At 58.1% G+C, this 25,877-nt stretch carries 23 protein-coding genes; 8 read left to right on the top strand and 15 right to left on the bottom strand.

All coding sequences use genetic code 11. From position 1 onward, the window contains the following. Position 1: 1 nt before the first annotated feature. The 5 genes from ACU6HM_RS16695 to ACU6HM_RS16715 form a co-directional block, all read right to left on the bottom strand. Complete coding sequence (locus tag ACU6HM_RS16695) at positions 2-832, bottom strand: hydroxypyruvate isomerase family protein (RefSeq protein ID WP_268379519.1); 831 nt, start codon at positions 830-832, stop codon at positions 2-4. Positions 833-845: 13 nt separating this feature from the next. Next, positions 846-1,742, bottom strand: a complete 897-nt coding sequence (locus ACU6HM_RS16700; protein ID WP_446764097.1) for an NAD(P)-dependent oxidoreductase — start codon at positions 1,740-1,742, stop codon at positions 846-848. A 1-nt stretch (position 1,743) separates the two neighbouring features. Next, positions 1,744-3,456, bottom strand: coding sequence for a dihydroxy-acid dehydratase (ilvD, locus tag ACU6HM_RS16705; RefSeq protein WP_446764098.1), 1,713 nt, complete (start codon positions 3,454-3,456; stop codon positions 1,744-1,746). A gap of 35 nt (positions 3,457-3,491) precedes the next feature. Beyond that, the gene (locus ACU6HM_RS16710; protein ID WP_009455428.1) at positions 3,492-4,184 is read right to left on the bottom strand and encodes a GntR family transcriptional regulator; all 693 of its coding nucleotides are present in this window, start codon (positions 4,182-4,184) and stop codon (positions 3,492-3,494) included. 170 nt (positions 4,185-4,354) lie between these two features. Further along, the gene (locus ACU6HM_RS16715; RefSeq protein ID WP_009455426.1) at positions 4,355-4,843 is read right to left on the bottom strand and encodes an Lrp/AsnC family transcriptional regulator; all 489 of its coding nucleotides are present in this window, start codon (positions 4,841-4,843) and stop codon (positions 4,355-4,357) included. 114 nt (positions 4,844-4,957) lie between these two features. Here ACU6HM_RS16715 and ACU6HM_RS16720 point away from each other — a divergent pair, with 114 nt between their 5' ends. From ACU6HM_RS16720 to ACU6HM_RS16735, 4 genes are read left to right on the top strand one after another with little or no spacing between them, the layout of a single operon-like run. Continuing rightward, on the top strand, positions 4,958-5,137 hold the full coding sequence (locus tag ACU6HM_RS16720) for a hypothetical protein (RefSeq protein ID WP_021447252.1): 180 nt from the start codon (positions 4,958-4,960) through the stop codon (positions 5,135-5,137). A 19-nt stretch (positions 5,138-5,156) separates the two neighbouring features. Further along, positions 5,157-6,029: a tryptophan 2,3-dioxygenase gene (gene kynA / locus ACU6HM_RS16725; protein WP_021447253.1), complete on the top strand. Its 873-nt coding sequence runs from the start codon at positions 5,157-5,159 to the stop codon at positions 6,027-6,029. Then, a complete protein-coding gene (locus ACU6HM_RS16730; protein WP_446764099.1) occupies positions 6,029-6,934 on the top strand; it encodes an alpha/beta hydrolase in 906 nt (301 codons plus the stop codon). Before kynA ends, ACU6HM_RS16730 begins: the two co-directional genes overlap by 1 nt. Beyond that, positions 6,934-7,311, top strand: a complete 378-nt coding sequence (locus tag ACU6HM_RS16735) for a RidA family protein (protein WP_035269810.1) — start codon at positions 6,934-6,936, stop codon at positions 7,309-7,311. The genes ACU6HM_RS16730 and ACU6HM_RS16735 overlap by 1 nt, the downstream gene beginning before the upstream one ends. Positions 7,312-7,374: 63 nt before the next feature. Here the strand turns inward: ACU6HM_RS16735 and ACU6HM_RS16740 are convergent, their stop codons facing one another. Then, positions 7,375-8,340: a LysR family transcriptional regulator gene (locus tag ACU6HM_RS16740; protein WP_009456820.1), complete on the bottom strand. Its 966-nt coding sequence runs from the start codon at positions 8,338-8,340 to the stop codon at positions 7,375-7,377. A gap of 64 nt (positions 8,341-8,404) precedes the next feature. Next, complete coding sequence (gene panB, locus ACU6HM_RS16745) at positions 8,405-9,226, bottom strand: 3-methyl-2-oxobutanoate hydroxymethyltransferase (protein WP_009456821.1); 822 nt, start codon at positions 9,224-9,226, stop codon at positions 8,405-8,407. Positions 9,227-9,527: 301 nt separating this feature from the next. On the opposite strand from panB, the gene ACU6HM_RS16750 reads away from it, so the two are divergent. Next, entirely contained in the window at positions 9,528-10,382 is an 855-nt protein-coding gene (locus ACU6HM_RS16750) for an aldo/keto reductase (RefSeq protein WP_022983645.1), read from the top strand. On the opposite strand, the gene ACU6HM_RS16755 is transcribed toward ACU6HM_RS16750, so the two are convergent. Both ACU6HM_RS16755 and acnA read right to left on the bottom strand, forming a co-directional pair. Next, positions 10,379-11,794 (bottom strand): MFS transporter, encoded by a 1,416-nt coding sequence (locus ACU6HM_RS16755; protein WP_446764100.1) that lies wholly within the window; start codon positions 11,792-11,794, stop codon positions 10,379-10,381. The genes ACU6HM_RS16750 and ACU6HM_RS16755 overlap by 4 nt on opposite strands. 127 nt (positions 11,795-11,921) lie before the next feature. Continuing rightward, a complete protein-coding gene (acnA, locus tag ACU6HM_RS16760) occupies positions 11,922-14,675 on the bottom strand; it encodes an aconitate hydratase AcnA (protein WP_137430534.1) in 2,754 nt (917 codons plus the stop codon). Positions 14,676-14,942: 267 nt separating this feature from the next. Here acnA and ACU6HM_RS16765 point away from each other — a divergent pair, with 267 nt between their 5' ends. After that, complete coding sequence (locus ACU6HM_RS16765) at positions 14,943-16,532, top strand: diguanylate cyclase (RefSeq protein WP_446764101.1); 1,590 nt, start codon at positions 14,943-14,945, stop codon at positions 16,530-16,532. On the opposite strand, the gene ACU6HM_RS16770 is transcribed toward ACU6HM_RS16765, so the two are convergent. The 6 genes from ACU6HM_RS16770 to ACU6HM_RS16795 all read right to left on the bottom strand — a co-directional run bounded on the left by ACU6HM_RS16770 (position 16,529) and on the right by ACU6HM_RS16795 (position 23,021). Further along, the gene (locus ACU6HM_RS16770) at positions 16,529-17,377 is read right to left on the bottom strand and encodes a putative RNA methyltransferase (protein WP_446764102.1); all 849 of its coding nucleotides are present in this window, start codon (positions 17,375-17,377) and stop codon (positions 16,529-16,531) included. The two genes, ACU6HM_RS16765 and ACU6HM_RS16770, sit on opposite strands and share 4 nt — an antisense overlap. Before the next feature lie 80 nt (positions 17,378-17,457). Next, positions 17,458-18,261 (bottom strand): N-formylglutamate deformylase, encoded by an 804-nt coding sequence (hutG, locus tag ACU6HM_RS16775; protein WP_446764103.1) that lies wholly within the window; start codon positions 18,259-18,261, stop codon positions 17,458-17,460. A 29-nt stretch (positions 18,262-18,290) separates the two neighbouring features. Next, positions 18,291-19,115 carry a carbon-nitrogen hydrolase family protein gene (locus ACU6HM_RS16780; protein ID WP_009456848.1) on the bottom strand — a complete coding sequence of 275 codons (825 nt, stop codon included), beginning with the start codon at positions 19,113-19,115 and terminating at the stop codon, positions 18,291-18,293. Between the two features lie 22 nt (positions 19,116-19,137). Continuing rightward, a complete protein-coding gene (locus ACU6HM_RS16785; RefSeq protein ID WP_009456850.1) occupies positions 19,138-19,983 on the bottom strand; it encodes a serine hydrolase in 846 nt (281 codons plus the stop codon). Positions 19,984-20,002: 19 nt separating this feature from the next. After that, positions 20,003-21,415: a hypothetical protein gene (locus tag ACU6HM_RS16790; protein WP_026483608.1), complete on the bottom strand. Its 1,413-nt coding sequence runs from the start codon at positions 21,413-21,415 to the stop codon at positions 20,003-20,005. 121 nt (positions 21,416-21,536) lie between these two features. Continuing rightward, complete coding sequence (locus ACU6HM_RS16795) at positions 21,537-23,021, bottom strand: N-acyl-D-amino-acid deacylase family protein (RefSeq protein WP_009456854.1); 1,485 nt, start codon at positions 23,019-23,021, stop codon at positions 21,537-21,539. Between the two features lie 106 nt (positions 23,022-23,127). Here ACU6HM_RS16795 and ACU6HM_RS16800 point away from each other — a divergent pair, with 106 nt between their 5' ends. Both ACU6HM_RS16800 and proP read left to right on the top strand, forming a co-directional pair. Continuing rightward, a complete protein-coding gene (locus ACU6HM_RS16800) occupies positions 23,128-24,072 on the top strand; it encodes a LysR family transcriptional regulator (protein WP_446764104.1) in 945 nt (314 codons plus the stop codon). A 253-nt stretch (positions 24,073-24,325) separates the two neighbouring features. Further along, positions 24,326-25,858: a glycine betaine/L-proline transporter ProP gene (proP, locus tag ACU6HM_RS16805; RefSeq protein WP_022983652.1), complete on the top strand. Its 1,533-nt coding sequence runs from the start codon at positions 24,326-24,328 to the stop codon at positions 25,856-25,858. Positions 25,859-25,877 lie beyond the last annotated feature (19 nt).

Genomic DNA, 25,877 nt, shown 5'->3' on the forward strand with positions numbered 1-25,877 from the left:
CTTATCTCCCGGCAGCCTGCATGCAAGCAGCATCACGCTGACGTGGCGCAGCTAGCACACCACGATCACGCAAGGGCTGGCACCAAGCCAAACCTTCTGAAGGCAAGCCGCGAGGCTGATACTCGCAACCCAGCCAGCTGTCGTAAGCCAAGGCGGGCAAAGCGGCTACGCCTGCCAGCAAATCATGCTGTGCAAGATCAGGCTCGTAACGACCATCGGCACCCGCGATCTGCACATAGCCAATCCAGGGAGCACAGACTGCCACGCTGGACGGGACATCCAGACTTTCTTTGACGCAGTGGTAGTAATCAAACTGCAGACGCAGGCGCGGGGAATTGAAATGCTGGAGCACCTCAATGACTTGCTCGGGCAAATAATAGAAGTACCCGGCCATATCGCTGCGGTTGAGCGCCTCCAGCGTCAGCACCAGATCATCCGCTTCAGCCAGGGCCAAAGCCTGTTCCAGATTACTGAGCAGTGCGGCCCGACAGTCTTGCTGTGCAAAAGGGCTGACGTCACCCGCCATCACATGAATACGGCGGCAGCCGGTAGCCTGTGCCACAGCACGGGCGCGATCAAAGGCCTCCTGAAACTGCGCCTGTGCGCCGGGAATGGCCGCCCAGCCCAACCTGCCCTGCCCCTCGCCTATCGGCGTATTGATCAGTGTCAGTTCCAGCTTGGCGGCTTGCAACTGACTGGCGTACCAGCCGGGTGCATAGTCATAGGGCAGTAAAATCTCGACGCCCTGAAAACCGTCAGCCGCTGCAGCCTCGAAACGTTCGCTCCAATCCAGATGCCGATACAACCAGCTGAGATTAGCGGATAGTTGCATGGGGCCGCCTGTCTTATGCGTCTATCTGGCGAAGGAAGGCATCACGCTGCTCAGGCAGCACAACGCTGACCAAGGCAGACACTTCGGCCTGACCCAAACCCATGGCGCTTGCCACGCGCAACATTTGCTGCACGCTGGCCGCAACCGGCATAGGCGCACCGCTTTGTTGAGCATTGGCGATCAAGGTATCGATATCCTTGAGCATGGTGGACAGCGCACCGATGCTTTTTGCCTGGGCTTCTATCATGCGCGGAGCAAAGATCTGCAAAGGCTTGGAATCCGCCCAACCGCCCGCCAGCGCGGGCGCCAGCTTGTCCACATTGATGTTATTGCGCTGGGCAAAGCCAATGGCTTCGGCCAACGCCGCAATCGAGGTCGCCACGATGGCCTGGTTGCACAGCTTGGTCGCCTGCCCGGTACCGGAAGGCCCCATATGCGTAATATTGCCGGCATAGGCGCGCATGGCGGCCTCGGCTTCAGCCATATGGGTTTCACTGCCGCCCGTCATGATGGCCAGCGTACCGGCCTCCACACCTGGAATACCGCCAGACACCGGAGCATCAATCCAGTCCGCTCCGCAACTTTCCTGCAAACGGGCGGCCAATTTGCGTGTGGCCTCAGGGTCAATACTGGAATGATCCACCAGCCATTTAAGGCCCACAGCCTGAGCAATCCCGTCCGCACCGAACACCACGGCCTCGGCAGCCTTGGCATCAAACAGGCATAACAAGACGCCGTCGGTGCCTTCAGCCGCTTCACGTGGCGTGCCCACAATCTGCGCGCCGAGCGCTGCCAGCGGCTCGGCCTTTTCCCGGGAGCGATTCCAGACTTTGACCTCGTGACCCGCTTTCAGCAGGCGCTGCACCATGGCAGCACCCATCAATCCCAAACCGCAAAAACCGAGTTTCATCTTATACGTCCTCAAGCTGCTCTTGCGGCCACTCGGCAGCACCCGAATGAGTCACTGCCCCTTCATTGGTCGGTCCAACCAGGCGTGCGTACTTCTCCAGCGCGCCAGCCAAACGATCTCGTACGAAGGGTTTCCATTGCTCTCTGCGTGCAGCCAGCTCCTCGTCGGACACATGCAGCTGCATGCTGCTTTGCGTGGCATCGATGGTGATACGGTCGCCGTCGCGCACCAAGCCGATGTTCCCACCGGCTGCCGCCTCGGGGCTGGCATAGCCAATACACATGCCACGTGTCGCGCCGGAGAAACGGCCATCGGTCAGCAGTGCTACTTTCTCGCCATTGCCATGGCCGTAAATAGCCGCAGTAACGCTTAACATCTCGCGCATGCCGGGGCCGCCTTTGGGTCCCTCGTTGCGGATGATCAGTACATCGCCAGTCTCGTAGGCCTGCTTGGATACCACGGCCATGCAATCTTCCTCGGTTTCAAAGACGCGAGCACGGCCTTCAAAAACCAGAGACTTCAAGCCGGCAATCTTCAGCAAGGCGCCATCGGGGCACAGATTGCCCTTGAGCACGACCAGACCGCCCGACGCATGGATGGGCTGATCGCTGCTACGCACGATACGGCCATCCACATCGGGGAAGCTCTCCAGGGCTTCGGCCAAGGTTTCGCCGGTAATGGTCAATACATCGCCGTGCAGGTGGCCGCTTTTCAACAGTGCCTTGAGCACTACAGGCACCCCGCCAATCACGTCCAGATCGCGGGCCAGATAACGGCCGCCAGGCTGCAGGTCGGCAATCAGCGGCGTGCGGTTGAACACATCGGCCAGATCGTCCATGGTGAAACGAATGCCCACTTCGTGCGCAATAGCAGGGATATGCAAGGCCACGTTGGTCGAGCCGCCAGTCGCTGCAACAGCCGCTGCGGCATTTTCCAGACTCTTGCGGGTGATGAGATCACGCGGCAAAGGACCCCCGTTTTCCAGAATCTCCATCACGCGGCGACCAGCTCGGCGAGCCAGTGCGTGCCGCTGGCTGTAAACCGCCGGGGTGGTCGACGAACCCAGGAAGGACATGCCCAAAGCCTCTGCCACCATACCCATGGTATTGGCGGTGAACTGGCCCGGACAGGAACCCACGGTCATGGCACAGGTGCGCTCAATGCCGTGCAGTTGCTCCAGGGAAATCGCACCAGTCTGATAACGACCCACACCCTCAATGGCAGTCAGCACCGTGTTTTCAGTGCCATCGGGCGAGTAGCCCGGCAACATGGAGCCACCGTAAATGAAAACCGAAGGGACATTGAGGCGCGCCATGGCCATCAGGGTGCCGGGCAGCGTCTTGTCGCAACCGCCCAAACCGACCAAAGCGTCATAGGCATGGCCACGCACGGCTATTTCCATGCTGTCGGCAATCATCTCGCGCGAGACCAGGCTCATGCGCATGCCAGCGTGGTTCATGGAGGTGCCATCGGACACGGAAATCGTGTTCATCATGACGGGTACGCCACCACCTTGGGCTACACCCAGGCGAACGCTGTCTGCTTGTGGGCCCAGCGATTTGGAACAGGGTGTGTTGTCTCCGGCGGTTCCAATGATGGCGACCATCGAACGGTCCAGATCATCATCGTCCAGGCCTGTTGCACGCAGAAAGGCTCGGTGTGGGGTGCGAGTCACTCCCTCGGTCACTGCTTTTGATCTATGTTTTTTTAGCATGGTCTTTGGTGGTGATGAGTAGTTGAGAGATCGACTTAATCGGCCAGGTCCAAGCGGTCGAAGATCCAGGAAACATCTTCCTGAATGTATTGGCGCGCCTGGGCAAAATTGCCCGCGCGCAGCGCTTTGACGGTGGATTCGTGCAGGTGATCGGCAGAGTCTTCGTTGTGTAGCTGCTCGCGGGTTTCACGCAAGTAAGCGCCCGACTGCAGCCACAGGCTCTCGATCATGGCGAGCATGACGGGAGACTGAGCGGCTCCGTAAATCGTGAAATGAAAGATCCGGTTTTTTTCCAGACTGCTGGCCACGCCTTTGGGCGTGCGGCGCTCTTGGGTGATTTCTTGCGCCAGTTGTTCCAGCTGATCCAGCACGGACGGAGTCAGGAAAGGCCCCGCCCATTCGGTGACGGTGCCTTCGATCAAAACACGGGCGCGGCGAATATCGCTCAGGCAGGCTTTGGTGATCAAAGGAACACGGGTAGTGCCGTTAGGCAAAGGCTCCAGCCCCTGCTGTGCCACCAGACGGCGCAATGCTTCGCGCACGGGCATGGTGCTGGTGCCCAGCGCATCGGCCAGGTACTGAATGCCAAGCACTTGGCCCGCACGGTACTCACCGTGCATCAGCTTGTTACGTAGGGCTTGATAGACCGCTTCGTTGACGGATTGCCGAACGATGGGTTGAAAAGCTTCGAGCGGAGCGCTTGTGCTTGCAGCATCTGAATGTTTCATTAAATTCCGTCACAACGTGAATTCGAGCAAAGATTTGTGATTTTTGATCAATTCTAAGGACGGACTTCTACGACAACAAATCAGAGCTAACCCTTAGCCACCTGATTCGTGATGAGCGACTCGACACGCTTTGTGAGCGAGCCGCGCATCAGCTTTTGCAGAGCACTTGATCAGGCTGCAGAGCCGGCCATTGCTGGGATTGGCAGCGCGTTAAGGCCCTTGAATTCCTGCAAGGAAAAACTGGTCTGCGCTTGCCGAACACCGGGTAAACGATGCAATTTTCGTTGCAACAATTCCGAATAGCTGTCCAGATCCTTGGCCACGACCATCAGCAAAAAATCCGCCGGACCGGCAATGCCGTGGCACATCACCACCTCCGGAATATCGCGCACGGCCTCCACAAATTGCACCGAACGCTCTTCATTTTGAAAGTCCACACTGATGCTGACAAAGGCCACCACGCCATAACCCAGGCCACGCCGATCCAGCCGGGCGTGGTAGCCTGAAATAAGCCCGGCTTCTTCCATACGTCGAATCCGGCGCCAGCAAGGCGACTGCGATATGCCCACTTTTTGTGCCAGCTCGCTTGTTGTCAGCCGGGCGTTTCCTTGCAGCTCGGCCAGCAAACTGCCATCCACCTGATCCAGTTCTATTTGCATAAAAAAACCCGTTTTTTAAGTTTTTCAGAAAAAGTTATGCTTCTATAAAAAACAGCTTGGCGCAAGACCCTTAAATCCATAAGATCAACGCATAAATTTAAGTGGGATGAAATTATGAAACCACAGACCCATTTCAGCTTTACCCCTATGCCCGCCTACTCAGGTGACCGCATCCTGCCGCTGATGGAGACCTTCGGGCAAGATGCATTGCAAACTCCCCTCGGCGCGCAACGCGACTTTGATTTTCTATCGACCCACGCGACCTGTTCCACAGGTCGCGCAGATCATTATTAACGTACAGGGAACAGAACAAATGAATGCTTCCAAAGCATCGGCTGACAAGGGAATCAGCGAGACAGAGCGCATTGTTTCGGAAGAAAAAGCGCAGTTGGATTTCAGCCAATCCATGAGCTATGGCGACTACTTGCACCTGGACGAGGTGCTGGGCGCTCAACACCCGCTCTCGCCTGCCCACGACGAAATGCTGTTCATCATCCAGCACCAGACCAGCGAACTCTGGATGAAACTGATGCTGCATGAAGTGACCGCCGCCACTGCAGCCATCGCAGCCGACCGCTACGCCGACACCTTCAAGATGATGGCGCGGGTCTCGCGCATCATGGAGCAGCTGGTCAGTGCCTGGACCGTGCTCTCGACCATGACCCCGCCGGAATACACGGCGATGCGCCCTTATCTGGCCAGCTCCAGCGGTTTTCAAAGCGCGCAGTATCGCTGCATTGAATTTGCTCTGGGCAACAAGAATGCGGCCATGCTCAAGCCCCATGCCCATAGGCCAGACCTGCTCCAGATGGTCGACAAGGCGTACCGTGCCCCCTCGCTCTATGACGAGTCGCTACGCCTGCTGGCCCGCCAGGGCTTTGCCATTCCCGCCGATCACCTGGACCGTGACTGGACACAGCCCTACGAAGCCAGCCCCGAGGTGGAAGCTGCATGGTTGGAGGTCTACCGTGACCCGCATGCACACTGGGATCTATACCAGCTGGGCGAGAAGCTGACCGACATTGAGGACGCCTTCCGTCTTTGGCGTTTCCGCCATGTCACGACTGTTGAGCGCGTCATCGGCTTCAAACGCGGCACGGGCGGCACAGGCGGCGTCAGCTACCTGCGCAAGATGCTCGATGTGGTGCTGTTCCCTGAAATCTGGACTGTTCGGACCGCGCTGTAATGCAGGCTCCACACGACTTACTCTCCGCGCAGGAGCGCGAACGCGAATATTCGCCCAGCTCCTGTATAGGCGGGAACTACGCGCCCTACATCGAGGACTACGCCACACTTAGCGCAGCAGCTTTGCAAAGCGGAGCTCGGCATGCCGAGCTTGCCTATGGCAATGCCGCTGCGCATAAGCTTGACCTCTTTTTACCTGCACCCCACGACTCGGAATCCCTCCCGCCGCTGCTGCTGTTTATTCATGGCGGCTACTGGCAGGAGCTTTCCAAAGCCTTCTCTTTATTCTCGGCCCCGGATTGCACTGACGCTGGTATCGCCTTTGCCGCCATCGATTACACCTTGGCACCGCAAGCCTCTGTCCACGACATGGTGCTGGAGTGCCGCCAGGCTCTGCGCTGGCTGCATCAACATGGCGAAGAACTGGGCTTTGACCCGCAACGTCTCGTCGTGTCCGGCAGTTCTGCCGGCGCGCATCTGGCTGCCATGTGCTGCTTGCGTGGATGGAAAGATGATGCCGATTTACCCGTAGGGGCACCCGCAGCGGCGGTACTGGTTTCAGGCATTTACGACCTGCAGCCCCTGATTGGCACCAGCATCAATGAGGCACTGTCTCTGGACACGGCGAGCGCACAGGCGATCAGCCCCCAACTGCTTGATCTGACGGGCTTTCCGCCCGCCATCATCAGCTGGGGAGAAATCGAAACCTCGGAGTTCAAACGCCAGAGTCAGGCTTTTGCCGATGCGCTTGATGCATTGGGTGTCCGGTATCTGCCCCCCATCGAAATGCCAGCACGCAACCACTTCGATGTCATTCTTGACCAGGCTCGTCCCAACACCCGCTTGGGCGATGCCACGCACGCGCTCTTTGCGTCCTTGCCGGTCACCTCTACTCGGAGCAAGTGATGAAACAAGTTGTCGACGTCGGGCTGCCACCCCTGAAGCAAGCGTTTTCCTGGGCCGTCAAAGCCAAGGGGGAAATGCTGTTTACGGTGAACGGACCTGTCCGGCCGGACGGCAGCATTGATACGGGAAGCATCGAGCAGCAAGCTCGCCTGACCTTTGCCAATCTGCAACGGGCCACGCAAGCGGCCGGGGGCAGCCTGGAAAATGTCACCCAAGTGCTGATCTACATGACCGATGTTGCCGACATGGACAGCATCGACAAGGTGTACAGAGAGTTTTTCTCCGCGCCCTTCCCCAACCGCGCCAGTGTTGGCGTTGCAGCCTTGGTGGAGCCGGGCATGAAGCTGGAAGTTCTGGCGTACGCGATGATCCCCTAAGGCCTGCAGAGGCGGACGAGCATCCAGCCAAGCCGCCCGAGCCTTGATCAACAAGCGTGTTGATTACAGCGAGTCAAACGGATCCTGGGTGCTTGGCAAACCGGTGTCATCCCCCAGCACAAAGCGCGGGATGAATTGCAGCACATACTGCCGCATGGCCTCGACCAGGCGCTGCGCATCCGGACGCAGTTCGCGGGATCGCAAGGACACCACACCGACCATATAAGGCACATGGATATCAATCGGGCGCAACACGACGTTGGGCAGTGGCAGGCCGTGGGCGGTAAAGGGGTCAATCAAGGACACGCCTACCCCTTGGCTGGCCAGAACCAGGCCTTCCAACGAGGAGGCAACCTCGATATGACGGATATCTTCCGGGGCTTCCGGGCTGGCACGCAGCAAGGCGGTTGCCAGGGTATGACGCAAGCGGTGGCGGTTCTGGATGGAAATCAGGGGGGTGCCCTGAATATCACTGAGACGCACCAGTTCCTGTTTGGCCAGGGGATGATTGACGGCCATGCCCAGCAGGCAGGGGCTTTGACCTGACCAATGCAAGGTGCAGCCATCAATGTCCAGCGGCAAACTGGTCACCGCCAGATCGGCCCGTCCTTCGTCAATGGCTTGCACCACTTCTTCCGGCTTTACCGTATCAATAATCAGCTTTTGCTTGAAGGCCGGATCGTGCTGCTCCATGATGCCCAGCGCTTGCGGCACCAGGCCAATCGCCAAGGCGTGAGTAGTCACGATGCGCAGGGGTCGCAGGCCCCCACGGGCGATTTCCAGAGCGCGGCTTTGCAGCACCTCCAGATTCATCAGCACGGGCCGGGCTTCCAGATAGAACTCGCGCCCTTGTTCAGTCAAGGTGACCTGCGGACGGGTGCGGGTAAAAAGCCTGAAGCCCAGTTCCTGTTCCAGCTCCTGGATCTGGCGGCTAACCACTGGCTGAGAGCGGTCCAGCAGTCTGCCAGCAGCGGTAACACTGCCAGCAGACATCACCGCTGCAAAGGCTTCTAATTGGCGAATTTCCATGTCGTTCTATGTGAATGCCGCATTTATCAACACGGAATATTCTAATGCGGAATAGTTAGCCGGACTAGCGTTTCACACCGAAACATTGATCCAGCGTGGGGAAAGAACCATCACGCACTTCAGCCGCGTATTGACCGGCTGCCTGGGAGATCAAGGCACCCACATCCGCGTAGGGTTTGGCGAATTTGGGGATCTTGCCATTGGTCAGACCCAGAATGTCTTCCGTCACCAGAACCTGGCCATCACATGCGGGGGACGCACCGATACCGATGGTCGGAATGGCGATGGTTTCAGTAATACGGCGACCCAGACCTTCTGCCACCCCTTCCAGCACCACACCCCAGGCACCCGCCTGTGCGTGAGCCACAGCGTCTTCCAGCACACGTTGGGCAGCGGCATCTGTCATGCCTTGAGCCTTGTAACCGCCCATGGTGTTGACGTACTGGGGCATCAAACCCACGTGTGCCAGCACGGGCACGCCGCGCTCGACCAGGAAGCGCGTGGTTTCAGCCATGGCCTGACCGCCTTCCAGCTTCACCGATTGGGCACCGCTGATGGCGAGCATACGCGATGCATTGGCAAATGCCTGCTGGGGTGATTCCTGATAGCTGCCAAACGGCATATCCACGACAATACAAGCATGTTGAGTCGCACGCACCACGGCAGCCGCATGGGCCGCCATCATATCGACCGTAATGCTTAAGGTATCGGGCATGGCATAGCCCACCATAGCGGTCGAATCGCCCACCAGAATCATATCCAGGTGCTCGTCCAGCATACGTGCGATAGGCGCGATGTAGGCTGTTAATGAAGCAATTTTTTGTTTGCCCTTGCAGGCGATCAAGGCGGGTACGCTAACGCGGACCTGCGTGGTATGTACGCTCATACTTACTCCAGCTGGAATCCCATAGAGCTAAAGCTTATATGGGATCATGAATGATGCAGATTGCAACATCTTAAGAAAAAATCCAGTCGACGCCTCTATAATCGCCGCAGGACAAAAAACAATAAGCTAATTTCCTGCCTACGTACAAGCTTCGCGTGTCCATCCCATGCGGATTCATGTCCTTTTAAGGACTTTTGCTTTGACACCGCCTGTACTCTAGAGCCCGATCGTTCCCAATGCGCGGTGGTTTCATCAGCCATGTCCTGGCTGTTTTGCCGTGCACTCAACCGAGGAGAGACCTATGTCGACTACCCCCCCAACAATCACCTTCCACGACGATAACCGTGCGCCACAACTGGGCATGGGCGTGTGGCAGGTACCTGCCGAGCAAACGGCCGATGTGGTGTGCAGTGGCATCGAAGCAGGCTACCGCCTGATCGATACCGCCGCCATCTACGGTAACGAGGCCGAGGTGGGCCAAGGGATTCGTCAGTCCAAGGTGCCACGCGAAGAGCTGTTTGTGACCACCAAGCTGTGGAATGACATGCATGGCCACGACAATACCCGTGCAGGCTTTGAAGAAAGCATGGACAAGCTGCAGCTGGACTATGTGGATCTGTACCTGATTCACTGGCCCGTGCCCAAGAACCGCCAGTACATCCAGACTTGGGAGACGCTGATCAATCTGCGCAATGAAGGTCGTGTGAAGTCGATTGGGGTGTGCAACTTCCTGCCCCAGCACCTGCAAACCTTGCTGGACAAGACAGGTGTGTTGCCTGTACTGAACCAGATCGAGCTGCACCCCGGCTTTCAGCAGGCTGAATCGCGCCATTACCACGAAGACCACGCCATCCAGACGCAAGCCTGGAGCCCGCTGGGATTGGGCACGCTGTGGGACAACCCGGTGTTGAACAAGATTGCCAAGGAACATGGCCGTTCCGTGGCGCAAATCATGCTGCGATGGCAGATTCAGCTGGGCAATATGGTGATTACCAAGTCCAACTCCCCCGAGCGCCAGCGCGACAATATGGACATTTTCAGCTTTGAGCTAAGCGAAGCCGATATGGCCGCCATTGCCAGCCTGGATCAGGCCGACGGCCGTCTTGGCCCGGATCCAGAGCTGTTCCGCCTGCCCAAAAGCACCGTCCAGGACTAAGCCCTGGGGCGCACCCGACGCGCAGGCCCGGACAAGAAGGCTGCAAGAAGGGGCGCCAGGGCAAACAACCACAGCAGAGCCTGCGCCGACTGGCGTGCGCCCTGCACCCCACCGGGGTCCACAAAGCCCGAGGCTGTCGTAATGATTCCTGCCAAGGCCGCACCCAATGCCATCGTGAACAACTGCAAGGTGGTAATGGCGGCCGAGGCAATATTCTCCTGCCCCTTGGGCGCGGAATGAAATACCCGCGTCAGCAAATGCGGCCAGGCCAGACCAATCCCCACTCCGACTCCCAATAAAGACAGGTACAAGGCCCAGGAATAGTCCGTGCCTTCACTCAAGCCTACCCACGGGATAAAGACACCCAGCGCTACCAGAGACAGGCCCGACAATACAGGCCCGGCAATAATCATGCGATCCCCGGTTTTCAGCCCCCGACTGGAGCTGGCAATAGAACCCAGGGTCCAGCCGCCTGACATCAAGGCCGTCAGGTAGCCTGCTTTCAGCGGGCTCATGTGGTGGATGATCTGCAGGAAATACGGAATGAAAATTTCCGTTGCCACGGCCACGCTGACCAGACCAATACCGGCATACAGACTGCCCAAGGCCGTGCTGATGGAGTAAGTGCCCTGCGGAAACAGGCGACTGGCCGACTTGCTGTCGGCACGCGCCATCAAATAAACCAGAATCGCCCCGCCCAGCACACCGCCCAGATTGATCATCCAGGAAGTAGACAGGCTACCTGCGGACATGACCAGCACAGAAGCGGTCAGCAGCAATACCTTGCCCAAAGTGGAACCGGATTTACGAGTTTCAGGCGCACGCGCATCGCGCAATTGCGTCCAGACCAGAATCGCCAGCAAAGCGGCACATGGCAGGACACTCCAGAAGGCCAGACGCCACTGTCCCATCTGGGCAAATACCCCACCAATCGCCGGACCCGACAAGGTTGCCACACCCCACATACTGGATACCAAGGCCATGACGCGCGGCCAAAGTCGCTCTTCAAATACCAGCCGGATCGAAGAATAGCTCAGGCCCAGCAGCAAGCCGCCGCCCAAACCTTGAATCGTGCGGGCAAAGAGCAGGAAAGGCATGGAAGGCGCTGCCGCGCACAGGGTCGTGCCAATGGCAAAGAACAGCAAGGACATCAAGAAGCTGTGACGCAGACCCAGTTTTTCCAGAACTTGTGGCGACAGGGCCGAGCCCAGAATCGAGGCCACCACAAATAGCGTGGTATTCCAGGCGTAGTACTCCAGCCCGCCGATATCCTCCACCACCGAGGGCAGAATCGTGGTCGCCACGTACACGTTGATCGCATGAACGGCCACGCCCCCGGCCAAGGCCAGTGAGCGCAAGCCATTACGGCCAGACAGGAGTTCAGACCAAGACGCTTCTTGGGTATTTGCCATTTTTCTTTATCCAAACAAAGAGCCGGCAACCGTGCCGGCCCTTCAAACACACCAGTGCGCCAGTTGCACAGGGCACAACTGACGCACTGTTGGGCGTGCATGCACACGCCTTGACCTGCTGCCAGGCTTACGCTTTCAACAAGCCCCGCAAAACGTACTGCATGATACCGCCGTGACGGTAGTAATGCGCTTCGCTAGGCGTATCAATTCGGACCAGAGCCTCGAACTCGATATCGCCCGCACGCACTTTGACCTTCTCGGGAATCTTGTCCTGATTCAGGGCGGTAATGCCTTCAATATCAAAGATTTCATCCCCCGCCAGGCCCAAGGTTTCGGCGTTCTGACCAGCCGGGAACTGCAAAGGCATCACGCCCATGCCCAGCAGGTTGCTGCGGTGAATACGTTCGTAGGACTCGGCAATAACTGCACGGACGCCCAAGAGCACCGTACCTTTGGCCGCCCAGTCACGCGAAGAACCCGAGCCGTATTCCTTGCCGGCCAGAATCACCAGCGGGACAGCGGCATTCAAGTAATTGCGCGAGGCATCGTAAATCGTGGCCACTGGTGCACCATCTTGCGTGAAGTCGCGTGTATAGCCGCCTTCTGTACCCGGAGCCAATTGGTTGCGCAGACGCACGTTGGCGAAAGTGCCGCGAATCATGACTTCATGGTTACCGCGACGCGAACCGTAGGAGTTGAAATCCTGCGGTTTGACATCGTGATCCATCAAGTACGTTGCCGCAGGCGAGGTACGCGCAATCGAACCGGCGGGACTGATGTGATCGGTTGTCACTGAATCGCCCAGCTTGGCCAGCACGCGCGCACCTCGAATGTCCGAGACGGGGCTTGGATCGCGCTTCAGATCAATGAAGTAAGGCGGTTTGCGCACGTAGGTGGAATCATCCTGCCACTCGAAACGATCCCCTTTGGGGGTAGGCAGAGAGCGCCAGCGCTCGTCACCGGCGAACACATCGGCATAACCATCACGATACATATCCGAGGCAATCGCCTTGCTGATCACGTCCTGCACTTCAGCGGCAGACGGCCAGATGTCTTTCAGGAATACATCCTTGCCATCGCTGCCCTGCCCCAAAGGCTCGTGGTACAGGTCAATATCCATGGTGCCCGCCAAGGCGTAGGCGACCACCAGCGGTGGCGACATCAGGTAGTTCATCTTCACTTCGGGGTGAATACGGCCCTCGAAGTTGCGGTTACCGGACAGCGTGGACACCACGGCCAGATCGTTCTGGTTAATGGCCTGGCTGACCTCTGGAATCAAGGGGCCAGAGTTACCGATACATGTAGTGCACCCGTAGCCAACCAGATCAAAACCCAGCTTGTCCAGATAGGAAGTCAGGCCTGCACGCTGGTAGTAGTCCGTGACCACGCGCGATCCGGGGGCCAGACTGGTTTTCACCCAAGGCTTGCGGCTCAAGCCCTTTTCCACGGCTTTCTTGGCCAGCAGACCAGCGGCCATCATGACGCTGGGGTTGGAGGTATTGGTACACGAAGTAATCGCGGCAATGACGACCGAGCCATGATCCAGCGTGCACTTGCTGCCATCGGCCAGCGTAAACTCCACCGCCGCTTTCCGAGGTGCTGGCGGCTTGTGCGAAGGCACGTCCGACGCGGGGAAGCTTTCTTCCACGGCCTCATCGTAGGTCGCTACATCGTCGCCCAGCAAGTCGCGCACAGCGGTACGGAATGCCGGTTTGGACGAAGACAGCGCAATGCGGTCCTGGGGACGCTTGGGGCCAGCAATCGAAGGAACAACGGTGGACAGATCCAGCTCCAGGCGCTCGGAGTAGCGAGGCTCGTGCTGCGGATCGTGCCACAGGCCCTGAGCCTTGGCGTAGGCGCGTACCAGTTCGATCTGCTCTTTGCTGCGGCCCGTCAGCTCCATATAACGCAGGGTTTCCTCGTCGATGGGGAACATGGAGATGGTGGAGCCGTATTCAGGGCTCATATTGCCGATAGTGGCACGGTTGGCCAAAGGCACAGCGCTGACGCCGGGACCGTAGAACTCCACAAACTTGCCGACCACCCCATGCTGACGCAGCATATCGGTAATCGTCAGCACCAGGTCGGTAGCCGTGGTGCCTTCAGGCATTTGACCCGTCAGCTTGAAACCCACAACGCGAGGGATCAGCATGGAAATGGGCTGGCCCAGCATGGCAGCTTCGGCCTCGATACCGCCTACGCCCCAGGCCACCACGCCCAGACCGTTCACCATAGGCGTGTGCGAGTCCGTACCCACACAGGTATCGGGATACGCCAGCTGACGGCCTTGTTCATCGCGCGTAAAGACCACGCGGGCCAAATGTTCCAGGTTCACCTGGTGAACAATACCGGTGCCCGGTGGCACGACCTTGAAGTTATCAAAAGCACTTTGGCCCCAGCGCAGGAACTGGTAGCGCTCCATATTGCGCTCGTATTCGATTTCCACGTTGCGTTCAAACGAGCTGGGCTTGCCAAAGTCGTCCACGATCACCGAGTGGTCAATAACCAGCTCTACCGGTGCCAGGGGGTTGATTTTTTGCGGGTCACCGCCCAAGGCCTGCATGGCTTCACGCATGGCGGCCAGGTCCACAACGGCTGGCACACCGGTAAAGTCCTGCAGCACAACGCGTGCGGGGGTAAAGGCGATTTCACGATCGGGCTCGGCAGCAGGGTCCCAGGCGGCCAGGGCGCGAATATCATCGGCCGTGACATCGCCACCGTCTTCGGTGCGCAGCAAGTTTTCCAGCAGGATCTTCAAGCCATAAGGCAGGCTGGCAACATCCAGGCCATCTCCACGAACCGCATCTAACCGATAGTAGTCGTAGGACTGCCCGCCGACATCCAACTGGTGCAAAGCCTTAAAACTATCTACGCTTTTCATATCGGGATCTCCATGGAAAAGTGCCGGCCGATACCATCCAATCTACCCAGCCAGCGATACACATGTGGTAACTGTCTATTGGTCTAGACCATTTCACATCTTACACTCTGGCGTAATCCCCTGCCCTGCGCGACGTCCTTCCTGTGGCCTTGGGTCACACCTCCTCAAACTCGGAAACATTCTTTACGTATAATGCTTTAGGCGTCTTACGACCGTCTGTTCGGCCTCCCCAGCCCCTCCCTTTACTTCGAGCGTTCGCCCATCCTCATGTTTTTTGTTGATCTGCGCCGGCTGATTCTCTTGCTGGCTACTGCCAGCAGTCTGCTGACCATGGGCTACACCTTGTATGGAGCCTATTCAGCGGAGCGTTCCTTGCTGATCGAGCAAGCGCTGGAAAAGAACCGCGCCTACGCGCTGAAACTGGCCAGCAGCACCGATGCCTTCATCGCCAATTTGCAACAGCAACTTCGTTATAGCGCCAATGAACTCTCCCGCTCCCTGAATCAGGGCAACGAGCCCATGCTACGTGACGAGGTAAGGCGCCTGAAAGAACAAAACAATAGCTTTAACTCGGTTTTGATTCTGAATACCGAGGGCCGGGTTCTGGCCAATGCTCCTCAACAGCTCAACCTGCTTGGCACGACACTACGAGGGGAGGGCACAAAACTGGCACTGAAAACCAGGAAGCCCGTGGTCAGTCAGCCCTATCTGTCCGCAACCGGGCGCTTGCTGATCTTCCTGTCCCACCCGATTTTTGATGCGGAAGGCAATTACAAGGGCCTGGTAGGCGGTTCCATCTACCTGCACGAGCCCAATAGCCTGAACGCCTTACTAGGCGAGCACTTTTATCGTGACGGATCTTACATTTATGTGGTCGACCAGCACAAACGGCTGATTTTCCACCGTGACGTCGCCCGGATTGGCGAAGTCATACACGGCAACCCGGCCATTGACGCTGTCAGCCAGGGCGAGAGTAGCGCTCTATCCCTGCGCAACGTGAAAGGTGTAGACATGCTGGCCGGTTTTGCACCCAGCGACGATGTGAAATGGGGCGTTGTGGTGCAAAGTCCCACCAAAGTGGTGCTGGATGAATTAACGGTCCTGCTGGGCAAGGTGCTGCGCAATTCCATCCCCTTTTTCCTGGCGGTGCAGATCCTGATCTGGATGTTGGCCATGCTGATCGCCAAACCCTTGCGACAACTGGCTCGCCAGGCTCCGCATCTGGACTCAGCCAAGGCCAGCTCGCGCATCGAACAAGTTCATGCCTGGTATTTCGAGTCCCGCCAGATCAAGCTGGCCATGTTGCTGGGCTTGCAGCGTGTGAATCGCAAAATGGGCGTCATGGATGTGGAGCGCAATACCGACCCGCTGACCGGGCTGAACAACCGCCGGGGCATGGCTGTTGTGCTGCAACAATGGAAAGAAACGGACACCCCCTTTTCCGTGCTGACAGTGGATATTGACCACTTCAAACGCGTGAACGACACCTACGGGCACGATGTGGGCGATCTGGTGCTGAGCTTTCTGGCCGACACCATGCGGGCCTGCACCCGCGATACGGACCTGATCTGTCGGGTCGGGGGTGAAGAGTTCTGTATTTTCCTGCCCGATCAGGATGTAGACCAGGCCGTGCAACTGGCCGAGCGCCTGCGCATTTTGATCAGCGAAACCAATAGCCCAACTGGCTCACCCATTACGATTTCCATCGGGCTGGCACACTGGCCCTTGCATGCCCGAGAACACAGCACGGTGTTGAAACTGGCGGACGAAGCGCTTTACAAGGCCAAGCGCAATGGACGCAACCGCGTAGAAATTTGCGATCCTGCCGCCAGCGACGCTCAGAGCAGATCAGCTTAAAGACGACGCAAGACCTTGATACGCACATCCACCTGAAGATCCAGGCTCGTCAATTGACGAGCCTGCTCCAACCCTTGCGCGCTGGCTCGGAACAAATGTGGCGTCATCAAGAGCAGATCGGCAATTTTCTCTTGTGAATCAAGGCTGATCTGACAACGGACACGTTCAACAGCTTCCAGACTGAAACCGACCGGGGACTGCAAAGTCTCGTCCTTATCGGCTTTCAAGGTCGGATAAATAATGCGGCGCAGTTCCAGCAAATGGTCTGGCCCCGCTTCCACCTGCACCCAGATACCGCCCGGCTTCAACGCCCGCAAGAACTCCTCGGGCACGGCAAAGCCAAACATGCACAGCAAGGCATCCAAAGCACCATCCGGCACGGGCAATTGAGCATTGCTACCCACCAGCCAACGTATGTCCGAGGAACTGCGCGCCGCTGCCATGACGGCCCACTTGGAAATATCCAGACCAATCAGGGCCAACTGCCCATCCTGATCCTGCTGACGCAAATAACGCGGGTAATAGCCTTCGCCACAGCCCGCATCCAGACAGGCATAAGGCGCCTCCCCTTCCAGGCCATCCATCAAGGCACGCCACACGCCAGCGGCGATAGGCTCGTACACCCCGGACCCCAGATAACGACGCCGCGCCGCCACCATGTCCTTGCTGTCGCCCGGATCACGTGAACGCTTGTTTTGTACAGGAAGCAGATTGATATAGCCCTGGCTGGCCGTATCGAAACAATGGCCCGAGGGGCAGCGCCAGCTGGGAGCCTCAAACGAGAGCGGCAAGCCGTCCAAAGGACAGCACAGTTTCTCGAACAGGGGCGGGGAAAGGTCAGACATGGATGAATCGCTCTACGGCCACCGTGGCCAAGGCGATAGTGTAGCGCCCCGGCCTGTCTGTGCCGGGGCTCAGGATGAATTTACGACTCGGTCGCAAAGGCCAGCGCGTCGCGCAGCAAGGCCTCAATCAGGGGTTGAATGTTGCGGGCAGCCTCTTCCTTGTACTCAAAGGGCCACTGCTCTTCCATATAGCAGCACTGCGCCATTTCCAGCTGCACAGCATGGATGTTCTGCTCGGGACGTCCGTAGTGGCGGGTGATGTAACCACCTTTGAAACGGCCATTCAACACGCTGCTGTAGTCTTTGTTGGCCGAGGCCGTTTTCATCAGACGCTCGCTCAAGGCAGGATCACAACTCTGGCCAGTGGCAGTCCCGAAATTCAGATCCGGCAGGCGGCCTTCAAAAAAACGCGGCACGACCGAACGAATCGAATGCGCATCCCACAGGACCACACGGCCATGCAGGGCCAGCAAACGCGTCAGCTCTTCTTCCAGCTTCTGGTGATACGGCAACCAGATGGTCTCGCGACGCTGGGCAACCTCACGCTCGTCCGGTTCCTGGCCAGGCTGGTAGATGGGTTCATCGCCAAACGTGTCCACGGGACACAGGCTGGTGACGCTTTGACCGGGATACAGGCTGGCATTGTCAGGCGGGCGGTTCTGATCCACCACAAACCGCGAATACGTCGCCACCAGCACGGACGCACCTAATTTTTGGGCGCACTCATACAAGCGTGGAATATGCCAATCCGTATCCGGCACCTGACGCGCTGACTCCGTAAAACGCGCCAGCAAGTCCGAAGGCACGTAGGTGCCCGAGTGGGGCATGGAAATCAACAAGGGGGCAGTGCCCGGATAAAACTCAAAGGCAGCAGGTACGGTCATGGCAGACTCCAGTCTGTTTCAGCACACAATCAAGAAGGAATAGGATACAGATCACCCCGGCGGTGCTGCCAGGCCGGAAGTGATTCACGCATGCGCTGCACGCGAGCGGGGTCCAGATCGGCGCAAATATAGCCTGGATGATCAGGCATACAGGCCAATACGGTGCCCCAAGGGTCAATAATCATGCTGCGACCCAGGCACGGCATGGCAGGACCGGGACCGCCGATCTGCGCGGCGGCCAGCACGTAACACTGATTTTCAATGGCTCGGGCGCGCAACAGCACTTCCCAATGGTCACGGCCGGTATGCACATTAAAGGCGGCAGGCACTACCAGCACATTCGCGCCACGGGCACGCAAGGTACGGAACAGCTCGGCAAAGCGCATGTCATAGCAAATGCTCAGACCCAGATTCAGATCCCCGACCTGCACATTTTGCAGACGCTGGCCGTGGCAGAAATCGTCGGACTCGCGGTATTCCAGACCGTTCACCACCGCATCGTACAAATGCACTTTGCGGTATTGCGCCACGATTTCACCCTCTGGTGAAAACGTCACGCTCGTGTTGCCCAGGCGATGATCATCAGGACGGCGCTCGTGCATGGAACCCAGATGAATCCAGGCTCCGGTGCGGCGCGCCAGGCTGGCCATGTGATCGGTCACCAGACCCGGAATGGGCGTGGCATTTTGCTGCAACCATTCCGTATCACCACGTACATCGCTGTACTCGGGAGTCACAATCAGTTGTGCGCCGTCTTTGGCAGCGGCCAGCACCCAATGTTCCAGCTGGTCCAGATTGGTTTGGCGGTCGCGGCCGCTATCCAATTGAACCAGGGCAACACGTGTCGTAGACATACTTTTATCCTTTCGGACCGGCTCAATACTGCAAGGCGCGGGCCGTTTCCAAGGCCAGACGGGACAAGACACCCGCTCCCTGGCCACCGTATAAAGAGGTGCTGGTGCGGCCATCGGTAAAGCCATCGGCCATCACGGCCAGCACCACACTGCGTTCGCCCATCGTCAAGATACCGGCATCGTGACGCAGGCCGGGCAAGGAGCCGGTCTTGTGAGCCAGTTGGGCGATAGAAGGCAAAATTGCCGCAAAGTGACCTCGTTCACGCTGATCCGCCAGCATGTCCAGCCCCTGCTGACGCAGGCTTTCCGGCAGGGCAGGCGAATGCAATAGATACAGCAAGGTCGAGCAGGCATCCTGAACGGTCGTCCAGTTGTCTTTACCGGCCTCGCGCGCCTTCATGTCCATCATGTGGCGCTGCAAATCCGTATGCTGCAAACCGGCCTGGGCGCTCCAGGCGTTGATGTTATCCATGCCCAGCAAGTCGATTAGGGCATTGGTGGCGACGTTATCGCTCAGGATAATCATCAGCAGGGCCAGCTCGCGCAGGCTCAGGCTGGGCACGCCGGGCAGCTGGCTCAAGATGCCAGTGCCAGGGGTACGGTCGCCCTCGGGCAGAGGGTAAACCGTATCCAGCGACAGCTTGCCCTGGGCAACTTGCTCGAGCAGGCACAGGAGCATGGGCGTTTTGATCAGGCTGGCCGAGGGCATGACGCGCTGCGCATGCCACTCGAACAAGGAGGTACCGTCGGTAGCGTAGACCGCCATCGAAATACGGGCGGACTCCTGGGTCAGCAAAGGCTCCAGTCGTTCCTGCAGGCGCTCACGAACCAGTGGCGCATCCAGCAACTCGCTTCCTAAGGTAAACATACACACTCTCCTTCAGTACTCAGACCAGAATCATGAACAGACCGGCGAACATCAACAAATTGATGATCATGACCGCCCAGCCGTTATACAACATGTATTTGAGCTGAGTGGATCGCGCCAGGCCCATCTGGCCGAACATGTCCGAAGAGGGGAAAGGACCAAACCAGTCAATCTGCGAGCTGCCCAGAATAACGGCAGCGGTAGCTGCAGGGCCCACACCGGCCGCAGCCAGAACGGGGCCAAAAATCTTGGCGGTAAAAGTCATCTGCGCCACGGCAGCACCCGGTATGTGACCAACCACGTTAAAGGCCACAATCAACATGCACAGCACAGCGCCACTAATACCGACCAGATAGGGCTGCACCGAATCCAGCAAGGCGTGGTAGGCGTTCAGCTGATCCACCAGCACCAGCACCGGGTTGAACAGCCAGAACAGGAAGAAAATCCAGATCAGCTTGCCCGCACCGGCATACATGGCCTGCAGAATTTCACGTGGGTTCATACCACCGGCCAGACCGGTTGCCGCACCCAGAGACACCATCACGATAATGGCGTAAGCAAAACCGGCCTTGGAGGCGATACCCACCGCAGCCAGACCCACAATGGTGATGCAGAAAGCCCAGGCAGCGCGCACAGCCTTGGGGGAAGCCTTGGCATTCACGTCAAAAGCAGCCTGACCTTGCGAGGCTTCTTCGTACTGGAAATGGTCCTTGGTCATCTTCTGAATGCGACCGGACATGAACCAGCCGGTCAGCAAGGTCGCCGCTGCCATGGGCAAGCCAGCAACCAGCAGGTAATCGGTGTAGCTCAGACCGGTCAGACCCGTGACCGTCACCACGTTAGGGGTGAATGGGCCCAGCACCAGACCGGCGGAACCGGCACTTTGGAACAAGGCAGCCACAGCGGGAGGGGACAGACGCACGGCCGCGGCAATTGGAATCACCACCGCAGCAATAATGGCGTTACCGCCAGCCAGCGTACCCAGAGCGCCACAGATCAAGGTGGAGGCCACCATGATGCCCAGACGCACACGCACCGGATTGGACAAGCCAATACGCTTCACAATGGCTCGCACCAATTGCTCGGCGGCACCCGTACGGGCAGCCACTTCACCCACCCCGGCGCCCAGCACAATAATCAAACCCACCACGGCAATGAACGAGCCCAGGGACTCGGCCAGCAGTTTGCCCATGGCAATGGGCGTCGTACTGGTCATGATGGCACCCAATACAATCGCACCAATCGTGGCCAGAACAATATCCACACCCAACAAGGCGATAAGCGCAAACACCACTACCGGCGTCAAGCCCCACAGGGAGCTTTCACCCGGCATGTAAAAGTGGGTGTACAAGGCAATCGCCATGCCAATTAAAAACACCACCATGGCAGCATTGCGCTTGCCCGTTGGCATTTGTTGCTGAATGACACTCATGTCGTCTCCTTAACGATCCTTCCTGGCCAGTTTTCAAAAACCGGCCTGCATGTGATGCAATCGCCCTGCCCTGGTTGACCGCCCCAGGTCACAGCGACTGTTTTCTTGTCCGACGCGCCGCTTATAGCGGGATAATCGGCGCATCCAGGCTTTGTGCCTGAGCGGCAAAGGCGCGATCAAGCACCTGGCCGGGCCGCTGCTCCGGGGCAACAGGATGAACCTGTACGCCATTCACAAACACGGTCTGCACACCTTGAGACGGTAAGGTGGGCTCTTCCCAAGTGGCGCAATCTTGCACCGTTTCGGGATTAAACACCACCAGATCCGCCCAGGCGCCGACTTGCAACACGCCGCGGTTTTCCAGCCCGAAGACCGAGGCAGGCATGGCGGTCATTTTGGCAACCGCCTGCTCCAGGGACATCAGGCCATCTTCGCGTACGTACCGCCCTAAAATGCGCGTGAAACTCCCCCACAAACGAGGGTGGGGATGCGCATCCGCAGGCAATCCGTCCGAGCCCACCATGCAACATGGGTGGCTGAAAATGCGCTGGACTTCTTTCTCGTCCATCGCAAAATAAATCGCGCCAGCAGGCAGCAAACGCCGTGCGGCAGTTTCCCGGTCGCAGCCCCACTGCTCGGCAATCTCGGCCAGATACAGGCCATTGCACTCGGGGTGAGGCTCGGACCAGGTAATACGAATCTGGTCTATGGTGTGGGCGCGCGCGGGGATCAGGATCGTGGAGCTGCCCGAATAGGGATAAATATCCAGGGTGGCCTGCACGCCATCGGCGCGGGCCCGATCAATATTGGCCAAGGTATGGCTGCTGCGGCCCCAGTTGGCCGGCATCATGCACTTGTGGTGCGACACCAGGGTGGCGCACTGCGTCTGGCGGCCTACCGCCAGCACTTCTTCTACCGACTCCTGCACCGTGTCGCCTTCATTGCGAATATGGCTGGTGTGCAAGGAGCCCTTGGAAGCGGCAACACGGGCCAGACCTTCCAGTTCGGCCGGCTCGGCCATGCAGCCGGGCTCGTAAGCCAGGCCGGTACTAAAGCCCACGGCGCCTTCTTCCAAGGCCTTGGCAAGCAAGGCTTCCATGGCCTTTTGTTCATCGGCATTCGGCTGGGACAAGGGGTCCTGCATCACGGCCATGCGCAGATTCGCGTGACCGACCAGAGCCGCCACGTTGATCATGGGCTTGAGCTTGCGCACGGCTTGCACGTACTGCGCCATGTCTGCAAACAAGGGAGAATCGCCCAGCAAGGCCAAAGCCGCTGCCGAGTTGCCAGGCAAAGGAGCCGGGAAAGCGCTGACGCCACAATTGCCGACCACAACCGTCGTAATGCCCTGGCTGGTTTTCCAGTCCAGAACAGGCCGCTCGATGAACATCAAATCATCATGGCCGTGAGTATCAATAAATCCAGGAGCCACCACATGGCCGCTGGCGTCCACCGATTGATCGGCGTGCCAGGCGCTCAAGTCGCCCACGGCGACAATCCGTCCTTCTCGAATACCCACATCACCACGCCAACGCGGGGTGGCCAAGCCATCAATAATCCAGCCATTGCTGATCTTGACGTCCAGCCTGCGGTCGTCTGTCTGCATCTACGTCTCCACTAACCCTCCCACAAAAAGGGGAGTTGACCGCATTATCCAAAGGTATTATTAATATGAAAAATTGTTTAAGTTAATTGATTAATCAGAAAATGATATGGACAGACTTCCCAAGCACATCACGCTCAAGCACTTGAACGCGTTTGTCGCCGTGGCCCAGGAGGCCAGTTTCACCCATGCCGCGCGTCGTCTTTTTCAAACACAATCCTCGGTCACGGGCCTGATCCAGCAGTTGGAAGTTGCCCTGAATACCACCTTGTTCAACCGCACCAGTCGGCGTGTATCCCTGACGCCTATTGGTCAGGAGTTCCTGCCGCGCATCACCCGCCTGCTGGCAGATTTTGATGGCGCCATCAGCGATGTCATGCGTTATGGGGAATTGAAAAGCGGGCGGGTCAGTGTGGCCGCAGCGCCGTCGGCCATTACGGATTTGATAGCACCGGCAGCCGCCAATTTCTCCCAGCAGCATCCGGCGGTCCGTCTGTATTTACGGGATGACAACTCGGGACGCATTCAACGCCAGATCGTGGCCGGGGAGATCGACTTTGGTCTGACCAGTCCCTGGGCGGATGTCCAAGGGCTGGACAGTCAACCCTTGCTGGAAGACCAGTTTGGCGTGCTCTATCGCAGCGACGACAAGCTGATCAAACCGGATGCCAACAACACGGTCAGTTGGTCTGCTCTGAATGAGCGCAAGCTGGTGGGCGTCGTAGACGAAACCGGCATCATGGCGGTGCTGCAGTCCCGACCGGACCTGCCCATCGAAACCTCGGCCCCGTTTTATGAAGCGTCCAGCACCACCTCGCAAGCAGCGCTGGTGCAAAGTGGTCTGGCCATTGCCCTGCTGCCCGCCTTGGCGGCACAACGGGTGTTGATGCCCGGTCTGAGCTTCTCCTTGCTGCAGGCCCCCACGCTGGTCCGTACCTTGTGTCTGATGTTTCACCAAGAACATGACTTGACGCCCGCGGCGGTGGCATTGGTCGATGAGGTGCGAGCCTACGTGAAAAAAGCTCCTTTACCGCCTGGATGCCGCGCTCTGTAAGCATGTGCAAATGTGGTGGGAGACAGGCTTGGGCTCAGTAACAATAAGGACGGCAAGTCGCGTCCCGTTTTCCTCGCGACTTGGCCCTGACTGCTCGACCCTTTCCCTTCGATAGACGAACAGCAAAGCTGGACGTAGAATCGCCTCCAAGCCTCGCCTGATCACAATGCCGTCATGCCAGTGCTCCTTCTCTGGGATCGACAGCACAAGGGCGAACCTGCAGGTCATTGTCCTGCTCTCCAGGAGAAGCCATATGACGCAGTCCTCCGCGGCATCCAGCAACGCCAAGCCGCTTCACATTGACGACATTACCGTCGTAGACAACAGCAAACTTAAAAAAGCCGTAACCGCCGCTGCCTTGGGCAACGCCATGGAATGGTTTGACTTTGGCGTTTACGGCTTTGTGGCCGCCACCTTGGGTAAAGTCTTTTTCCCCGATGCCTCTCCCGCAGTACAAACCATTGCAGCCCTGGGTACCTTCTCGGTGCCCTTTTTGGTGCGGCCTCTGGGAGGTGTGTTCTTTGGACTGATGGGGGACAAGTTCGGTCGTCAGAAAGTGCTGTCCCTGACCATTATCATCATGGCCATCAGCACCTTCCTGATCGGCCTGATTCCCTCTTATCTATCCATCGGCATCTGGGCACCCATTTTGCTGCTGCTGTGCAAGCTGGCCCAAGGCTTTTCCGTAGGCGGTGAATACACTGGCGCGGCAGTTTTTGTGGCCGAATACGCGCCCGACCGGCAGCGCGGGTTCCTGGGTAGCTGGCTGGACTTTGGCTCTATCGCGGGCTTTGTTCTGGGCGCCGGTTTGGTCGTGCTGCTGCAAACGTCCCTGACCGAAGAGACCTTCCAGGATTGGGGCTGGCGCATTCCTTTCCTGATTGCCGGTCCACTGGGTATTTTGGGCTTGTACCTGCGCCATGCCGCTGAAGAGACTCCCGCCTTTACCGAGCAACTGGAAAAGATGGAGAAAGAAGACCGCGCCGCCCTGACAGAGCGCCCCACGGTTTCCTTTGGCGAGATCTTCTCCAAGTACCGCAAAGCCCTGCTAATTTGTATTGGCATGGTGCTGGTCACCAACATCACCTATTACATGTTGCTGACCTATATGCCTACCTATCTGTCCAGCAGCCTGGGCTATGCCGAAGAACATGGTGTCTTCATTATTGTGGTGGTGATGATAGGGATGCTGTTCGTGCAACCGGTGGTGGGTTTTGTCAGCGACAAGATAGGTCGCAAACCCTTCCTGATGGCCGGTAGTCTAGGCCTGCTGATCTTTGCGATTCCCGCTTTTCACTTTATTGGTAGCGACAGCAATGTGCAGATCTTCCTGGGGCTGCTGATTCTGGCCGTTTTACTGAACTGCCTGACCGGGGTCATGGCCTCTACCCTGCCCGCCCTGTTCCCGACCCGGCTACGTTACAGCGCCTTGGCCGCCTCCTTTAACATCGCCATCATTGTGGCGGGCCTGACGCCTACAGTTGCGGCCTGGCTGGTGGAGCAGACCAACAACTTGCTGGTGCCTGCCTACTATTTGATGTTTGCCAGCGTCATCGGCTTGATTACCGCCCTGTTCCTGCCCGAAACGGCGAACCGCCCCTTGCGCGGCGATACACCTACCGCCTCCAACCGCAAGGAAGCCAAGGAACTGCTGCAAGAAGCGTATGACCACATCGAACAAAGCGTGCAAGATGTGGAAGAAGCCATTGCCAAGGCCGAGGAAGAACTGGAAGCCTTGAAGCAAAAACGCCAGCGTCTGGTGGACCGCCACCCCGAGCTGGATTAATGAAACAGTCCTCTCTATA

The sequence above is a fragment of the Alcaligenes sp. RM2 genome (assembly GCF_052931795.1).

What these genes read in the sequence shown, in the direction of transcription:
- panB (WP_009456821.1), bottom strand. Translation starts at nt 9,226, where the DNA reads ATGAGCGTACATACCACGCAGGTCCGCGTTAGCGTACCCGCCTTGATC.
- ACU6HM_RS16785 (WP_009456850.1), bottom strand. Translation starts at nt 19,983, where the DNA reads ATGTTTACCTTAGGAAGCGAGTTGCTGGATGCGCCACTGGTTCGTGAG.
- ACU6HM_RS16750 (WP_022983645.1), top strand. Translation starts at nt 9,528, where the DNA reads ATGTCGACTACCCCCCCAACAATCACCTTCCACGACGATAACCGTGCG.
- ACU6HM_RS16765 (WP_446764101.1), top strand. Translation starts at nt 14,943, where the DNA reads ATGTTTTTTGTTGATCTGCGCCGGCTGATTCTCTTGCTGGCTACTGCC.
- ACU6HM_RS16695 (WP_268379519.1), bottom strand. Translation starts at nt 832, where the DNA reads ATGCAACTATCCGCTAATCTCAGCTGGTTGTATCGGCATCTGGATTGG.
- ACU6HM_RS16700 (WP_446764097.1), bottom strand. Translation starts at nt 1,742, where the DNA reads ATGAAACTCGGTTTTTGCGGTTTGGGATTGATGGGTGCTGCCATGGTG.
- ilvD (WP_446764098.1), bottom strand. Translation starts at nt 3,456, where the DNA reads ATGCTAAAAAAACATAGATCAAAAGCAGTGACCGAGGGAGTGACTCGC.
- acnA (WP_137430534.1), bottom strand. Translation starts at nt 14,675, where the DNA reads ATGAAAAGCGTAGATAGTTTTAAGGCTTTGCACCAGTTGGATGTCGGC.
- ACU6HM_RS16730 (WP_446764099.1), top strand. Translation starts at nt 6,029, where the DNA reads ATGCAGGCTCCACACGACTTACTCTCCGCGCAGGAGCGCGAACGCGAA.
- ACU6HM_RS16770 (WP_446764102.1), bottom strand. Translation starts at nt 17,377, where the DNA reads ATGTCTGACCTTTCCCCGCCCCTGTTCGAGAAACTGTGCTGTCCTTTG.
- ACU6HM_RS16755 (WP_446764100.1), bottom strand. Translation starts at nt 11,794, where the DNA reads ATGGCAAATACCCAAGAAGCGTCTTGGTCTGAACTCCTGTCTGGCCGT.
- ACU6HM_RS16735 (WP_035269810.1), top strand. Translation starts at nt 6,934, where the DNA reads ATGAAACAAGTTGTCGACGTCGGGCTGCCACCCCTGAAGCAAGCGTTT.
- proP (WP_022983652.1), top strand. Translation starts at nt 24,326, where the DNA reads ATGACGCAGTCCTCCGCGGCATCCAGCAACGCCAAGCCGCTTCACATT.
- kynA (WP_021447253.1), top strand. Translation starts at nt 5,157, where the DNA reads ATGAATGCTTCCAAAGCATCGGCTGACAAGGGAATCAGCGAGACAGAG.
- ACU6HM_RS16740 (WP_009456820.1), bottom strand. Translation starts at nt 8,340, where the DNA reads ATGGAAATTCGCCAATTAGAAGCCTTTGCAGCGGTGATGTCTGCTGGC.
- ACU6HM_RS16780 (WP_009456848.1), bottom strand. Translation starts at nt 19,115, where the DNA reads ATGTCTACGACACGTGTTGCCCTGGTTCAATTGGATAGCGGCCGCGAC.
- ACU6HM_RS16720 (WP_021447252.1), top strand. Translation starts at nt 4,958, where the DNA reads ATGAAACCACAGACCCATTTCAGCTTTACCCCTATGCCCGCCTACTCA.
- hutG (WP_446764103.1), bottom strand. Translation starts at nt 18,261, where the DNA reads ATGACCGTACCTGCTGCCTTTGAGTTTTATCCGGGCACTGCCCCCTTG.
- ACU6HM_RS16715 (WP_009455426.1), bottom strand. Translation starts at nt 4,843, where the DNA reads ATGCAAATAGAACTGGATCAGGTGGATGGCAGTTTGCTGGCCGAGCTG.
- ACU6HM_RS16795 (WP_009456854.1), bottom strand. Translation starts at nt 23,021, where the DNA reads ATGCAGACAGACGACCGCAGGCTGGACGTCAAGATCAGCAATGGCTGG.
- ACU6HM_RS16790 (WP_026483608.1), bottom strand. Translation starts at nt 21,415, where the DNA reads ATGAGTGTCATTCAGCAACAAATGCCAACGGGCAAGCGCAATGCTGCC.
- ACU6HM_RS16800 (WP_446764104.1), top strand. Translation starts at nt 23,128, where the DNA reads ATGGACAGACTTCCCAAGCACATCACGCTCAAGCACTTGAACGCGTTT.
- ACU6HM_RS16710 (WP_009455428.1), bottom strand. Translation starts at nt 4,184, where the DNA reads ATGAAACATTCAGATGCTGCAAGCACAAGCGCTCCGCTCGAAGCTTTT.